Genomic DNA, 14763 nt, shown 5'->3' on the forward strand with positions numbered 1-14763 from the left:
GGGCAGCCGCCGTCCAGGTTTTGAGCTATCGCTCAAAACCTGGAGTCTAGGACCTTTTGAGCAATCGCTCAACCCGTCGGTTCGCCCCTGCAGCCACGGCACGTCATCTCGCCGGATTCCCGTTCCCGACGGACCACCGGTCGTCGCCATCGTCCTCGCCACCCGCCTCGTTCTGCTGGCGGACCGCGAGCCGCGGAAGCTCGCAGCCGAAACCCAGAGGGTGCGCGCGTCTGGTGATCGGTACGCTGCTCGCGTGAGCTACGACCTGTACTTCTGGCCGACGGGAGCGGCAGAGGACGCTCAGTGGCTCGCAGATCGGCTCGCGGACGAAGGGGCCGAGGGCCTGGCGGCGGATGCACGTGTCCCTGCTTTCCGTGCCGAGTTGCTGCGTCGTTGGCCGGCCCTTGCCGACATGATCTCTCCGTGGCATCACGACCTGGGTCGGCGGCAACCATGGGGTCGTACTGACCTTGCAGATCGATTCGTCGCCCTTACGCTGCCCTACGGCTGGGAGGACACCGACGTGCTTCCTGCGCTGGCAGGTTCCTTCGAGCTCGACTCGTACGACCCGCAGGCAGGCCAGCTGGTGTCGCCGGGATCGCTGCCGCAGGAGAGAGATGTTCGTGGCACGGCGGAGGTCGCGGGATGGGTGATCGAGGACCACATCGCGCGACTGCTCCGGCAGATCAGCGTCTACATCGGCTACCCGTATGACGATCTGGACGAGGCGGCACTGACCGGCGTGCTCGATGACACGAACGACGAGACACCTGACGGCTGGTTCGAGTACCCGTTGGCGGGCACGCCCACCCTGGTGGTCCGGCTGGCACAGGCACCCGGTAGTGCGGTGGTCAGTGTCCGCGTCGAGGGCGCCATGGACCTGGTGCTGGCCACGCGGGTGGAGACACTGCTGGACCTGCTGTAACCCAACTGGCAGCAACACAAGCTGCGCCGTTTCGGAGCTGCCACCGGCCGCAGGTCGTGGAAGCAGCTGATCTGGGGTCACGATGGTCCGATCACCATCGACCGTCGCCGAGAAGATGCCGTCGACATCACGGCCGTCATCGGTACTTGGCACGGGTGCGAAGCGGAACGTCTCGTACCCGGCGAGGGCACTGAGCGGTCCGGCCCCGCTACGTCGGGCGCTCGGGCGACCACCGGGAACCGGTGCCGGCGGCCGGGTCCGATGCGCGCCGTCGGACGGCCGGCGCGTGGTCGATCGGGGACGGGTCGTGTCATGCTGCACGGACCCCGACAGGAGGACGAGATGGCAGCCGGCGAAGCCGTACAGGTACGTCCCACCCGACGGTCACGGCGCGCGCTGGCGTCCGGGGCGACGCTGGTCTCGATCCTCCTGCTGCTGTTCGGGCTGCCCTGGTGGACGTTGACGATCGCGGCCCGCTGGCCGGCCCCGGTGGTGGCCGCCGGCACGGCGGTCTTCGCCGTCGCGCTGGTCGCACTCCCCGCCCTGATGTACCTCGGGCACGGCCGGCGGCGGTCGGACGCGGCCGCCCGCGCCGGGGACGCCCTCCTCGGCCTGGTCTGGATCCTGTTCGTCTGGGCGCTGCTCGGCAACGTGGCCCGGCTCGCGCTGACCGCGGCGGGCGTCGCCGACCCGACCCGGTCGCGGGCCGTGGCGGTCGGCGTCGCGGTGGTCTCAGCCGTCCTGGCCGCCTGGGGGTACGCCGAGGCGATGCGCGTGCCCCGGGTCCGGCGGGTCGACGTCACCGTCGACCGGCTCGGCGCCGGTCTCGACGGCGTGCGGGTGGTGCTGCTGACCGACACCCACTACGGCCCGATCGACCGGGCCCGCTGGTCGGCCCGCACCATCGAGGTCGTCAACGTGCTGGACGCCGACATCGTCTGTCACACCGGCGACATCGCCGACGGCACCGTCGACCAGCGCCGGGCGCAGGCCGCGCCGCTCGGCACCGTCCGGGCCCGGCTCCTGCGGGCGTACGTGACGGGCAACCACGAGTACTACGGCGAGGCGCAGGGCTGGGTCGACCACATGCGTACCCTCGGCTGGGAGCCGCTGCACAACCGGCACCACGTGGTGGAGCGCGACGGTGCCCGGCTCGTCGTCGCCGGGGTGGACGACGTCACCGCCGGCTCGTCCGGCCTCGCCGGTCACCGGGCCGACCACGGCGCGGCGCTCGCCGGCACCGACCCGGGGCTGCCCGTGCTGCTGCTGGCCCATCAGCCGAAGCAGATCGGTGACGCGGTCGCGGCCGGCGTCGACCTGCAACTGTCCGGGCACACCCACGGTGGCCAGATGTGGCCGTTCCACTATCTGGTCCGCCTCGACCAGCCGGTGGTGCAAGGGCTCAGCCGGCACGGCCGTACCCAGCTCTACACGAGCCGGGGCACCGGTTTCTGGGGTCCGCCGTTCCGGATCTTCGCGCCGAGCGAGATCACCCTGCTCACCCTGCGGGCGGGGCAGCGCCGCCCGGACCTGCTGCGCCAGGAGTGAGCGGAGCCACGACGGTTGCCGATGCGCCGGCGCGAAAGGGTTCCGCAGTCCTGACAACGCTGGTTCGGAGGTGGTAGGTGTCCGCTGGCGGTGGCCCGGATTGCGGGAGGCTTCGTGCGAAAAGATCACCCGATCGACCGTCTGGTTGCGACGGTCGAAGGAACGGTGCCCGCCTCGGTCGGCGATTCGATGCACATGCTGTCTCAGCAGTTGCCCAGCCGGCGGCCATGGGTCCTCGGGCCGCCTGAGCTGATCGACTGATCAGACGCTCGATGTTGACTTCGCCGGGGAGCTGATTGGTGCGATCCACGAAGGTCGCATGGACGAATCGCTCGAGATCGGTGTGGTCGGCGAGTGGGGGCGCGTCCTGGATGAGCGGGGCCAGTAAGCCCTGCCGATGCTGCCCGCTCTGCCTGGCAGACTCATAGATCAGGTCAAGTTACTGCGGACCGCCCTCTCAGAGAACACCGAAGTGGTCAGGGTTCGCTGCTCCCCGTCCTGCTGGTGCCGGCTGCCTCCGGGGACCGCTGACGCCGGTCGAGAGGGCCCTGTCGTATCGACAGATGGCTCTGGCTCGCGCTGTGCTCGCGTCGATGTGATCCCGAGGGCTGAGACTCGAATCCCGCCAGCAACGCGTTGACCAGCGTTTCCTCGGCGATGACTCCTTCGGCGTGCCCGAAAGCTTCACGCCCCGTGGCTCGAGTTCGCGGGCCGAAGACGTCCGCCCATGCCGAATTGAGTGCACGTGACCATGCCGGCCAGGCCTGGCGCTTCACGCGAGGTTGAAGGTGGCCCCGGAAAGCGGCGAGGGTGGCTCCTGGGACGCCGAGCACGACGGCGTTGCGGACGTGTCCATGGCCGAACCATGCTCGAGGATAGATCCGATTCCACCGTTCGATAAAATCCGTGATCGGCCGATCGTCGCTTCCGATCAACGTGTTCAGCCTATTAGCGTCTGTTTTTTCGATGGCGAGGAGCGGGGCGCATGGCGGGGCAGTCCATCGAGCCAGGCGAGCGTGCGCTAGCAGCGCGCCAGATCATCGAACGCGGAGGCAAGGAACGTGACCTCCCTAGGATCGATCAGGGCATCGCGGAGCTTCGCGCTCTCCTCAAGAACGACGGTTGGACCGACGAGGCCCGCGCGGTGCTGCTCGCGGATCTCGGCGAGGGCCTGATCGAACGGTCGGAGTTGACGCGTAGTCGGAAGGACGCGATCGAGGCAGCGGGCGTGCTGCGCGAGTCGCTCAACGGCGAGATGGACGAGGATTTCCGCGCTTTCAGATTGTGGCAGCTGAATCTTGCGCACCAGCGCTGCTACGAGTTCGGCGGGCCGGTCTCGGAACTGGAGGCGGCCGACCTGGCCCTTCGGAAGCTGCAGGAGCTGGATGCGATGCCGCCGGCGATGGTCGCATCCGCCGTGGGTCTTCTGCGAGGGGAGTGGTACGCCGCATTCCGGGACGTCAGCCTGCTGAATCCGGCGATCGACCTGCTTGCCGAGTCGCTTCAGGAGGATCCGTCCAACGGCATCATCCTCGCGCACCTTTTACAGTACCGAGTGGAACACTTAAGACGCCTGGAGGATTCGGACAGCCTGGTGGAGCTGTGCCGGAGCCTACTGCCGGTCGACCTGCGCACGGCTTCGTTCTTCCTTGGATCAGCGTGCCGCCTGCGCTACGACATCACTCGGCAGCCGGAGGACTTGGACGCGTCGGTGTCAGCCTTTCGCACCGCGATCGACCTGTACCCGGAGCCTGAGGACGAGCAGGCCATGGCGATGTCAATGCTGGTCCGGAGCCTGGCGGCGCGGTTCGAACACCGCGGGCAGCAGCACGACCTCACCGAGGCGCTGGGCGTCGCGGAGCGGGCCCGCACTATCCCCGTCGAGGATCCCGCGACCCGTGCCGGCGTGGAGACCAACCTGGCCCTCGCTTACACCGCCGCTCACGAGCGCACCCGCGACGTAGAGCATGCCCGGCAGGCCGAGCGGCTGCACCGCGCCGCGTTGACCGGCATCGGTGGGGGTGGACCCGAGCGGGCCGCGCTCGTGATGAACATGGCCGCCGAGATCGTAGAATCAGTTGCGGACACCAATGGCGAGGAGAACACCTCTGCGCTGAGGCCCGGGCTACGGCAACGCCGGGCGAAGCGCCGGGATACCCGGCAAATCGATGAGGCAGTCCGGCTGGCCCGGGAGGCGGTGGACATGCTGCCCGTGGGGTACCAGGAGCGCGCCGTCTACCAGTGCAGCCTGTCGTCCATGCTCGTGCGCCGCCATGAGCTCACCGGCCGGACCGAGGACATCACAGAGGCGGTACGACTGGCTCGCGAGGCCGCCGACGCGACCAGGGATCGCGGAGCCGAGAACGCCAGGGCATCCACCGTGCTGGGCTATGCCCTTCAGCGCGAAGGCCGAGCACCGACGTCCGAGATCATCGCGTTGTGGCGAGTAGCGGGTGCCGAGACAAGCGCCCGGACGGAGGTACGCCTGATGGCCTGCCGGATGTGGGCGCACGCACTGATGAAGTCGGACAACATTCCCGCTGCACTCGAGCCGTACACCGCTGCGGTCGACCTGTTCACCGAGCTGACCTGGGCCGGGTCTGCGGCTGAGGACAGCGAGCACCGGATGGCGAACTGGCCCCACCTGGCGAATGACGCAGCAGCCTGCGCAATCGCCGCCGACCAGCCAGAACGCGCGCTGGAGCTGCTGGAACGCGGCAGGGCGGTGCTCTGGTCGCAGACTTTGCACCTCAACGGCGACCTCGCCGATCTGCACGACCAGCGACCCGCAGCGGCCATCAAGCTGCAACAGCTGTTCGGTGAACTGCGCGCGGACGGCGGCGACGTCGCCCGTCGGGCCGCCCTCTCAGACCAGATTACGGCCCTGGTCGGGGAGATCCGGACCGATCCGCGGTTTACTGATTTCCTTGGCACACCTTCGGCGAGCACGATCCGGGACGCGACGGCCGACGGCCCGATCGTGGTCATCAACGCGAGCAGGTGGCGCTGCGACGCTCTTGTGGTGACCCCGGCCGGCGTTGAGGTCGTCCCGCTGCCCGACGCCGGGGCGGCCGAGCTGGTCCGGCGGGCTCGGCAACACCTGGTGTCGGTGCTGGAGGAAGCTCGAAGCATGGAGCGGGACCTGACCGACCTGCTCGACTGGCTCTGGCACGCGGTTGGGCGGCCAGTTCTTGGCGCGCTGGGCGGCAACCGGCCGGGCCGGCTGTGGTGGTGCCCGACCGGGCTGTTTGCGATGCTGCCCCTGCACGCCGCGCAACCGCGCGACGGTTCGCCCGGCATGTTGGACCGCGTAGTGTCGTCGTACACCCCGACCGTGGCAGCGCTACGGCACAGCCGTGCACCGCGGCCCGCGAAGCCGGCGTCATTAGTGGTGGTCTCGGTCGGCGATCTGCCCCGTCAGGAACTCAAGGGAGCGAAGGCCGAGGCCGCCGCGGTGGTGAGCGGGGCTGATCGCCCATCGGAGTGGCTGGACTCCTCCGAAGCGACACCCGCCGCGGTGCTCGCCGCCCTGACCCGCGCCTCTTGGAGCCACTTCTGCTGCCACGGCATTGTCCACCTGGAGAAACCGTCGAGCAGCGGCCTTTTACTGGCAGGCGGCGAGATGCTATCCGTCGCCCGGCTACGCGCCGCACCAACCAGCGGCGAGTTTGCCTTCCTGTCGGCCTGCCACACTGCACTCGCCGGCGTGGCCAACACCGACGAGGCCATCACCCTGACCGCGGCACTCCAGTACGCCGGATGGCGGCAGGTCGTCGGCACCCTGTGGCCGCTCGACGACGCCATCGCCGTCGACCTGACCAAGCGCTTCTACGAGCAACTCGACCGGCGGGCAGACGGTGCGCCGGACGCCGAGACGGCCCTGCACCGCTCGATCCGCTGGCTCCGCGAAACCCGCCCTGACCAGCCCAGCCTCTGGGCGAACCTGATCCACTTCGGTGCCTAACCTAGGGAACACAGTGATCTCTGGCCTTTGGCAAACTATCGCTCTCGGCATCCTCGGCGCGTTCATCGCCGAGCTACTGCGGATCACCCCCGCCCTCAAAAAGAACAGGATCCCGACCGGCGGCGAGATCGCCGTCTCGGTCATCTACACGCTGCTCGGCGGCGGGGCCGCGCTGCTCGGCTGGGAGGAGCCGCAGCGCGCGTTCACCGTAGCGGTGTTGGGTGCTGCCTTCCCGCTGCTGTTCTCCAGCGCGGTCAGAGCTACCGCGCCCACCGGACGCACGCGCCGGGGAAACACCAGGCCGACTGCCGAACTCGTGGACTACGCCGCCGGCCGGTTCTGAGTCCCTGGCGACTCCCTGACTGCTGTTGAACAGTGTCCAACGGCAGTGAGTTGAATCCAACTGCGCCCACCCCGACCTGCACATTCTCATTTCCGCAGCAGGTCAGAGTCGGTGCGGCGTCCTGGTTCACACCGAAGAGGTCGCTGACTTGATCAAAATCTCGGCCATGATCGATGTGACAACGCAGGTTGCCCGTCACCGGAACCGCCGGTAATGGGCTTCTCCGCTGTTGCTCGGGCACCGATCAGGTGCCGACGCGGCGTGTCTCGTAGGCCCACATCACGATCTCGACGCGGTTGCGGGCGTTGAGCTTGCGCATCAGGGCGGCGATGTGGGTCTTGACGGTGCTCAGGCTGATGGACAGCTCGACGCCGATCTCGCTGTTGGTCCGTCCGCGCGCGGCAGCCCGCAGGACCTGTTCCTCGCGCGCGGTCAGCGGCTCGACCGGCTCAGGCGGCACCGCGCGCGAGCGGCTGTTCGCGAACGACGACAGGAGCCTCGCGGTGATGTTCGGCGCGATCAGGGCGTCGCCGCGGGCGGCGGCATGGACGGCCTGAGCGAGCAGCTCGGCGCCGGCGTCCTTGAGCAGGAAGCCTCGCGCGCCCGCCTTCAACGCGCCGTAGACGTACTCGTCGAGGTCGAACGTGGTGATGACGACGACGGCCAGCGGATCGGCGACGTCCGCCCCGGCGAGCTGGCGGGTGGCTTCGATCCCGTCGACCTCGGGCATGCGGATGTCCAGCAGGCACACGTCGGGACGCAGCGAACGGGCCAGGGAGATCGCCCGGCGGCCGTCGGCGGCCTCACCGACGACGGTGATACCCGGCTGGGCGCCCAGGATCATGCAGAGCCCCGCCCGGACGATGTCCTGGTCGTCAGCGACCAGCACGCGGATGCTCATGACGTCCGCGCTCGCCGGGGCAGCGCGGCGTCGACGCTCCAGCCGCCGTCCGGGTCAGGTCCCGCCCGGAAGGTGCCGCCGAGCAGGCTCGCCCGTTCGGCCATACCGCGCAACCCGTAGCCGGCGTACCGGGAGCCGGTCGTCGTCGCCTCGCCGTCATCGCGCACCCGCAGGTGCACCTGGCTGCGGGATGCGGTGACGTCGACGGTGACCCGGGTGGCGCCGCAGGCGTGGCGGGTCGCGTTGGTGACCGCCTCCGCGGCGATCAGATAGAGGGCGGTGCCGACCGCCGGCTCCACGGCCTCGACGTCACCGGAGACCTGCACGCCGACGCCCAGCACCTCGCCGCCGGGACGCGCGAGTCGTTCGATGTCCACCACCCCGCGCCGGGGGGCGAGCTCGGCGTCCGTTCCGTCGCGCAGCACGCCCACGAGGGCGCGCATCTCCGTGAGCGTCCGGGACGCCTCCTCCTCGATGGTGACCAGGGTGGCCAGCGCGCGCTCCGGATCCGCGGCGGACAGCGCGCGACCTGCCTGCGCCTGCACGGCGATGGCCACGACACGGTGACCGACCCTGTCGTGCAGCTCACGGGCCAGCTCGTTGCGCTGGTGAAGCCGTACCTGCTCGATGTCGCGGTCGCGGCTTCTGGTGCGGTAGCGCACTGCCGCACCGAGCGCGGCGGAGAACAGGAAGAAGCCGTAACCGGCGACCTTCTCCGCGGGTGAGGTCGGTTCCGCGATGAGGGTGACGGGTAGCCAGATGAGGATGATGCCGAGTCCGAGGGCAGCCTCACGACCGGACCCCCAGCGCAGCAGGGCGTAGGGCAACACCAGCAGGCCCGCGATGCCCAGCAGGCCGGTGGCGTCGACGACCACGATCCTCGCCGTGTCGAACGCGAGCACGGTGCCGAAGGCGACGGCGACCGCGGTCAGCGGCCGCGTGCGCCGCCACAGCAGGCACGCCGCAACCACGACGCTGACACCGACCAGCAGCGGCGCCCACGCCCGGTCGTCGCGCAGCAGCAGCTCGACGAGCGAGACCGCGACGAGAGCCGAGGACAGCACCCAGTCCCGCCAGACCCGCACCGGCGGACGCGCCGGGCGAGGCTCAGCCCAGATCCCAGCAAGCATTCTCCCCCCTCACCGACAACGTAAGGGGGCCGCCGCCCGGGCGGATCAGTCGAAAGTACGGCGGCTGTCCCGTGCCTGCGGCCAGCACAGCCCGAGCCCGCAAACGGAGGTGGAGCCCCTCCAGCGCTCGTCATGCTGACGACATCGACTCAGCCGACCTGGCTGACGCCGACCCACAGGAGACCTGATGACCAGAACCACCAGACCAGCCGGTGCGCTCCAGGAACCGCACATCCCGATCCAGGCGAAGCTCGCCGCGGCCTGGACCAGCTTCATGTTCCTCTACATCTACGTCGACTACCTCGCCCTGTACAAGCCCGGCTTCATCGACGACATCCGGGCCGGCATCGTCCACGAGTTCGACACCGGCCCGACCTTCGTCGCCCTGGCGCTCACGCTCGTGGCCATCCCGCTCCTGATGATCATGCTGTCCGTGACCCTGCCCGCCCGGGTCAACCGCGCCACGAACCTCGTCGTGGCAACGCTCTACATCCCCGTCTCGGCCTACAACGCGGCGGGTGAAACCTGGACCTACGTCTACTTCTACGGCCTCTCGATCGGGCTCGAGTTGCTGCTCCTGGCCTTCATCCTGCGCGCCGCCTGGACGTGGCCCCGGACCGTGCGCGCCACCGCCGGCCGCGACCTCGCCCAGGCCCGGGTGTGACGCTCTGAGGCAGGTGTGTCCGGGCTGCCGTCGCCATCCCGCAGGAGGACGGCGACGGCAGCCACTGGGCCGTGCGGGTACGGCCCGCAGTGCTCTGCCTGGCAGACTCATTCAGATGAGCACCCCGCCGACGGCGTTTCTGGCCGAGTGGACCAGGCTGTGGGAGGTGGCCCAACGGGTCGCGGTAGCGACTGAGGGGGAGCCGGGGTACGCGTTCGAGCCGGTCGGGCTGCTTCTGGAGGACCCGGCCCGGGCCCGGGCGTGGGAGTACGACGCCACGCCGGTCAACGTCACGACGTTCGCCTCCACCGGCGGCGACGGGGTCCACTTCTCAGTCGTCGACGTCGCGGACCACGACGGTGCGACTCCGGTGGTCATGACGGTGCCGATGGCGTTCGACAACCCGAACCACATCCTCGCGGAGAGCCTCGGTGAGTTCCTGGCGCTCGGCAGCCGCGCCGGCTACTTCTGTCTCGAGCGCCTCGCCTACGGCTGGGGACGCCAGGAGACGATCACCCGCCTGCAGGCGGGGCGGCCACCCGACGATGCCGGAGAGGCGTTGCTGCTCCGGCACCTGGCCGAGGAGTTCGACATCCGACCGTGGCGCACCGTCGAGCGGCGACTCGGCGAACTCGACGCCACGCACCGCGCGCATGTGCAGATGCGTCACGACGCGTAGCCGGTGCGGCCAGGGTGGGGAGCTCCGACATCGCGACGTGCACCTGCTGGGCCGTGGCCTACCGGGCGCCGCGTCGGCGACGCGCGCGCTCGAACTCGGCGACATCCGACATCCAGGGGCCGTGCGTGTCGAGAGCGGCGCAGCCGCCGCGGACGAAGGCGCTGACCAGGTCCCGGTACTCGCCCATCCCGTCGACCAGGCGGTACTCGACCCGGTACTGCGGATCCGACCCCGCGTCCCCGGGTCGCACCGTCGTGATCCGAGCGATCGAGTCGGCGTAGAAGTGCAGCTGGATCCCCTCGCCCAGCTCCTCGTCCTCGATCGTGAACACCTCGTTGTCCCCGGCGGAGCGGTCGGCGACGAAATCCCAGAACTCGGCGGAGGCGGTGCGCGGGCCGCTGCGCAGCCATGTCCTCTCGCCGCCCTTGTCATCGGTGAAGGACAGGGCCGCCTTCCCCGCGCCCGCGGGCTCGTCGTCGTCCGCCACCGGCGTGCTCCTGGCGCGGTCCGCCGCCTCCGCGCACATCAGGAAGCTCACCGTATGGACCGCGTCAGCAGCGAGGTCGGGGTACGCCCGGCGCACGGCCGCCTCGACCGTCGCGGCCATCCGGTCCCAGTCGCGCTTGTCCGTGGCCCGGTTCCCCCGCCGGGGATCGAGGCCGATCCGCAGTCCGGCGCACGCCTGCTCCGCCGTGTCGATCACGCGCATCACCTGCGGCAGCCGCGCGCGGTCGACGGCGTCGGGCAGCCGTCTCGGCAGCGTCGAGCCGTGCAGATACTGGCCCGTGTACCGCAGGATCTCGGCGTCGAGTGGGCCGAGGACCACGCGGCGTCCGGCCCGACGGCGGTCCGCGTGCTGCTTCTGCGCACGCTTCTCGTCCGGCACCTCGGTCGCCGCGCGCATCGCCGCCCAGACCTGCCCGCGATCGAGGAGGCCGATGTCGGCGCCGTGGGCGACGAGCCGGCCACGGTCCCACCGGATGCTCCGGAAGAGCGCGTCGACGTCCGCGGGTGGCCCCAGCAGGATCGGGTCCAGGAGGGCGACGGCGGCGTCCTCGTCGAGCCGGCCGCGGGTTCCGGCGGCGTCGCACAGCGGTAGCACCGCACTCCACAACAGCAGATGTCTGGCCAGGTACTCCCGGATCACGGCGAGATGGGCGTCCCGGATCGGGAACGTGAAGGTGCGGGGCTCGTGGTTGGCGTCGGCCCCGGCGCCGAGCATCAGCCTCAGCTCGCCGTCCTCACTGATCACGGTCGGGATCCAGCCGCTGCGACGGGTGAAGACGGTGTCTCTCACAGGTCAGACCTCCCCAGGGTGGTACGGGCGGGACGTGGTCGCTGCGGGTCCCCGGGGTGTCGCCGCGCACCCGCCACCAACTGTTCACGACCACCGTGCGGATTCGGCGTCGAGGCGTGGGTCGCTGCGTACCCAGACTTCGCCTCCGGCGGCCCCAGCCGGGGCGTCGACCCGTTCGAGTCCGAGGAACTCGATCAACTGCAGCAGTTCGGCCCGGTCGGCCCGGTCGTCGTCGACACCGTGCGAGCCGAAGAAGACGTAGTACCGGTCGCTCGGGTCGACGTGGCCCGAATCCGCCCAGATCCGGCCGACCTCGTCGATCGCCGCGGCTTCGGTCGTGATCGCGGCCGCGCGGGCGGCGCCGCGGGTCTCCGGTGCCGCGTCGAGGTCGGCGAGGTCGGCGAACCACTGGCCGAAGTGGTCGAGGCCGGCGTACCCGTTCTCGAAGAACAGCATCGTGCTCGTCAGGAGGCGGTGGGGCCGGTCGACCTTGAGGTGTGCGGACCGCGCCGGGTCTGCCTCGTCGATCCGGGAGATCACCCCCGGCCCGAGCCGGAGGACCAGCCTCTGCCTCGCCGAGTCATCCGTGATGGTGACGGTTTCCGCGTCCTCCGGAGCCGCCAGCAGGAACGCGGAGAACGCCTCGTACGCCTCCTGCGGGTCGCCCACGGACACTTCGTCGTCCCTGCCGTCGCCGACGGCGAAGACGAATCGCTTCGGTCCTGGACTGTAGGGGCGGCCCATGCGCGTCCTTCGGCTCGCGGGTGGTGGCTCCGCCAGCGTAGTGGATCAGGGCGGACGTGCCCGCCGCCCTGGTCAGGGGTGGGCCGTGGGCGCCGGTCCGGTGGCGGTGTCGCCGACCAGGCGTCGGGCCTCGGCGATCACGTACGCGTCGACCTCCGCTGCCGCCGCGGTGGGGTACGCCTGCCCGTCGTGGACGACGGCCTCGACGTACTCGTAGGCGTTGTCGAGGTCGAGCAGTTCCTCTGTCAGGGGAGTGCCGTCCCTGGTGACGTACCGGTACGCCCACGCCGTGAGCTCACGAGGGGTCAGGTGTCCGGCGAGCAGCCGGCGGGCCATGATCCGCACGGCTGCGTCCTCGGCGTCCCGGCTGCCCTCCCGATAGTGGGTCAACGAGAGTTCCGCGAGGGTGTCCCCGAGCCATCGGCGCGGTTCGCCACTGTCCCCGCCCCGGGCGCCGGAGATGCCGGCCAGGATCCGCAGGGACGGACCGTCGACGCCCGCCACGAGGCAGTCGCAGGCGGCCTCGATCACCTCCGCCGGGGTGGCCGCTCGGGCGCTCCAGAGGACGGCGGCGTCCTGGAGGCGGGTGAGCGCATCCGCTGCACGCATCCGTACATGGTCGGTCGTCGGCCCGGCGTCGTCGCCGCGTTTTCCCGCCCCGATCGGCGGGCTGCCGTCGCCGGCCGGCGGGCCGTAACGGAGGAAAGTTCCAGTGCGAGGTCGGGCGCGTAAGGATTTCCTTCAATCGACACCGTTGATACGGTGCATCGGTGCCTGTCACTCGCAGCGTCGCCGCAGCGCAGGTAGAACCTGCCGCGACCACGTCGTCCGCCGCTCCTCGCGGCACGCCGGCGCGCGTCACGGAGGCCGGTCTCGGCTGGCTGCTGCTCCTGCCGTCGGTCGTGGTCTTCGCGCTGTTCGTGTTCTGGCCGCTGGGGCGCACCCTCTACCTGTCCGTGCACGGCAACGACCTGTTCGGCGCCCCGTCGGTGTACGTCGGCGCGGAGCACTACCGGGAGATGCTCTCGCCCGAGTTCGGCACGGTGCTCGCCACCACCGCCCTGTTCACGCTCTTCTCCGTGCTGCCGGCCGTGCTGGGCGCCCTGGTCGTGGTGCTGCTGCTGGAGGCGCGCATCCGGGGCGTACGGGTGCTGCGCACCGCCTTCGCGCTGCCGTTCGCGTTCTCCGTGGCCAGCGCATCGGTGATCTTCGCGGTCATCTACAACCCGGCGATCGGCGTCGCCAACGGGGTGCTCGGCTCGCTGGGCATCGACCGGGTCAACTGGCTCACCGACCCGTCGATCGCGCTGCCCGCGGTGGCCGCCGCGACGGTCTGGATGAACCTCGGCTACAACGTGCTGGTGCTCTCCGCCGGCGTCGCGGCGATCTCCCCGGAGGTGGTCGAGGCGGCGCGGCTGGACGGCGCCACCGGGTGGCGGCTGGCCTCGCGGATCACCGTACCGCTGCTGTCGCCGCAGCTGTTCTTCCTCGTCGTGGTGTCGACGATCCACGCGCTGCAGAGCTTCGGGCAGATCCACATCCTGACCAAGGGCGGCCCCGACCAGGCCACCACCACGCTGGTCTACTCGATCTACGAGAAGGCGTTCGCCTTCGGGTCGTCGGACTTCGGCTCGGCCAGCGCCCAGGCCGTCGTACTGCTGGTCGTCATGCTCGGCTGCACGGCCGTGCAGTTCGGTGTCCTCGAACGGCGGGTGCACTACCGATGAAGAAGCTCAGCCTCGGCAAGCTCGCCGTCTACCTGGTGCTCGGCCTGGCCGCCATCCCGGTGCTGTTCCCGATCTACTACGCCTTCGCCGGCGCCGTGATGGGGCCCGGCGACCTGGCCACCTACCCACCCGCGCTGGTGCCGCACGAGCTGTACCGGCAGAACCTGACCGACGTCTTCCGGTCGGTGCCGCTGGGCCGCTTCTACCTCAACTCGGCCGTACAGACCGGCGCCATCACGGTGGCGCAGATCGTCACCAGCATCCTGGCCGCGTACGCCTTCGCGTTCCTGCGCCTACCGGCGCGGGCCGCGACCTTCGGTCTCTTCCTCGCCACCCTGATGGTGCCGTGGGAAGCGATCATCATCCCCAACTACCTGGCCGTCTCCGGCTGGGGCCTGGCCCGGGGCGGCGCGACCTACCTCGGTCTGGTGCTGCCGTTCCTCGCCTCGGCGTTCGGCACGTTCCTGCTGCGTCAGGCGTTCCTGCAGTTCCCCACCGAGCTGCGCGACGCCGCGGTGATCGACGGGTGCGGCCACTGGCGGCTGCTGTGGCGGGTCATCGTGCCGCTGTCCAAACCGTCGATTGCGGCGGTGGGGGTGTACGTCTTCCTCTCCGCCTGGAACCAGTACTTCTGGCCGCTGATCCTGATCCGCGACTCCGAGTACCAGACGCTGCAGATCGGCATCTCCCAGCTCAACGACGCCGAGGTGGCCCAGCCCGGCCTCGTCCTCGCGGGCGTCGCGCTGTCCCTGCTCCCGACGCTGGCCGTGGTGCTCTTCGGCCAGCGCTACATCGTCCGCGGCCTCACCGCCGGCGCGTTGCGTTGACTCGAAGAGGAGAG

The 14763-nt window shown here is 70.1% G+C and carries 14 protein-coding genes; 9 read left to right on the top strand and 5 right to left on the bottom strand.

Annotated elements, in window-relative coordinates:
* The first annotated feature begins 253 nt into the window (after nt 1-253).
* The 5 genes from GA0070611_RS06960 to GA0070611_RS06975 all read left to right on the top strand — a co-directional run bounded on the left by GA0070611_RS06960 (nt 254) and on the right by GA0070611_RS06975 (nt 6780).
* Nucleotides 254-925, top strand: coding sequence for a hypothetical protein (locus GA0070611_RS06960; protein WP_091659422.1), 672 nt, complete (start codon nt 254-256; stop codon nt 923-925).
* 342 nt (nt 926-1267) lie between these two features.
* Nucleotides 1268-2473 (top strand): metallophosphoesterase, encoded by a 1206-nt coding sequence (locus GA0070611_RS06965; protein WP_091672584.1) that lies wholly within the window; start codon nt 1268-1270, stop codon nt 2471-2473.
* A gap of 114 nt (nt 2474-2587) precedes the next feature.
* On the top strand, nt 2588-2734 hold the full coding sequence (locus GA0070611_RS31290; RefSeq protein ID WP_167604410.1) for a hypothetical protein: 147 nt from the start codon (nt 2588-2590) through the stop codon (nt 2732-2734).
* A gap of 724 nt (nt 2735-3458) precedes the next feature.
* Nucleotides 3459-6437, top strand: coding sequence for a CHAT domain-containing protein (locus GA0070611_RS06970; protein ID WP_091659427.1), 2979 nt, complete (start codon nt 3459-3461; stop codon nt 6435-6437).
* A 13-nt stretch (nt 6438-6450) separates the two neighbouring features.
* Entirely contained in the window at nt 6451-6780 is a 330-nt protein-coding gene (locus GA0070611_RS06975) for a hypothetical protein (protein WP_091659433.1), read from the top strand.
* Between the two features lie 244 nt (nt 6781-7024).
* Here the strand turns inward: GA0070611_RS06975 and GA0070611_RS06980 are convergent, their stop codons facing one another.
* Nucleotides 7025-7681 (bottom strand): response regulator, encoded by a 657-nt coding sequence (locus GA0070611_RS06980; RefSeq protein WP_091659438.1) that lies wholly within the window; start codon nt 7679-7681, stop codon nt 7025-7027.
* Nucleotides 7678-8766, bottom strand: a complete 1089-nt coding sequence (locus GA0070611_RS06985; protein WP_231921353.1) for a sensor histidine kinase — start codon at nt 8764-8766, stop codon at nt 7678-7680. Before GA0070611_RS06985 ends, GA0070611_RS06980 begins: the two co-directional genes overlap by 4 nt.
* Before the next feature lie 232 nt (nt 8767-8998).
* Here GA0070611_RS06985 and GA0070611_RS06990 point away from each other — a divergent pair, with 232 nt between their 5' ends.
* On the top strand, nt 8999-9475 hold the full coding sequence (locus GA0070611_RS06990) for a DUF6326 family protein (protein WP_091659445.1): 477 nt from the start codon (nt 8999-9001) through the stop codon (nt 9473-9475).
* 115 nt (nt 9476-9590) lie between these two features.
* Nucleotides 9591-10154, top strand: coding sequence for a hypothetical protein (locus tag GA0070611_RS06995; protein ID WP_091659449.1), 564 nt, complete (start codon nt 9591-9593; stop codon nt 10152-10154).
* A gap of 58 nt (nt 10155-10212) precedes the next feature.
* On the opposite strand, the gene GA0070611_RS07000 is transcribed toward GA0070611_RS06995, so the two are convergent.
* From GA0070611_RS07000 to GA0070611_RS07010, 3 genes are all read right to left on the bottom strand, one after another.
* Nucleotides 10213-11451 carry a DUF6357 family protein gene (locus GA0070611_RS07000; RefSeq protein WP_197675867.1) on the bottom strand — a complete coding sequence of 413 codons (1239 nt, stop codon included), beginning with the start codon at nt 11449-11451 and terminating at the stop codon, nt 10213-10215.
* Nucleotides 11452-11535: 84 nt separating this feature from the next.
* Complete coding sequence (locus GA0070611_RS07005) at nt 11536-12120, bottom strand: hypothetical protein (RefSeq protein ID WP_231921354.1); 585 nt, start codon at nt 12118-12120, stop codon at nt 11536-11538.
* 147 nt (nt 12121-12267) lie between these two features.
* Nucleotides 12268-12804: a hypothetical protein gene (locus tag GA0070611_RS07010; RefSeq protein ID WP_091659456.1), complete on the bottom strand. Its 537-nt coding sequence runs from the start codon at nt 12802-12804 to the stop codon at nt 12268-12270.
* A gap of 161 nt (nt 12805-12965) precedes the next feature.
* Here GA0070611_RS07010 and GA0070611_RS07015 point away from each other — a divergent pair, with 161 nt between their 5' ends.
* Both GA0070611_RS07015 and GA0070611_RS07020 read left to right on the top strand, forming a co-directional pair.
* On the top strand, nt 12966-13922 hold the full coding sequence (locus GA0070611_RS07015) for a carbohydrate ABC transporter permease (RefSeq protein ID WP_091659459.1): 957 nt from the start codon (nt 12966-12968) through the stop codon (nt 13920-13922).
* Nucleotides 13919-14749 carry a carbohydrate ABC transporter permease gene (locus GA0070611_RS07020; RefSeq protein ID WP_091659462.1) on the top strand — a complete coding sequence of 277 codons (831 nt, stop codon included), beginning with the start codon at nt 13919-13921 and terminating at the stop codon, nt 14747-14749. The genes GA0070611_RS07015 and GA0070611_RS07020 overlap by 4 nt, the downstream gene beginning before the upstream one ends.
* The last annotated feature ends 14 nt before the right edge of the window (nt 14750-14763 follow it).

This window comes from Micromonospora auratinigra (genome assembly GCF_900089595.1).
GTDB lineage: Bacteria > Actinomycetota > Actinomycetes > Mycobacteriales > Micromonosporaceae > Micromonospora > Micromonospora auratinigra.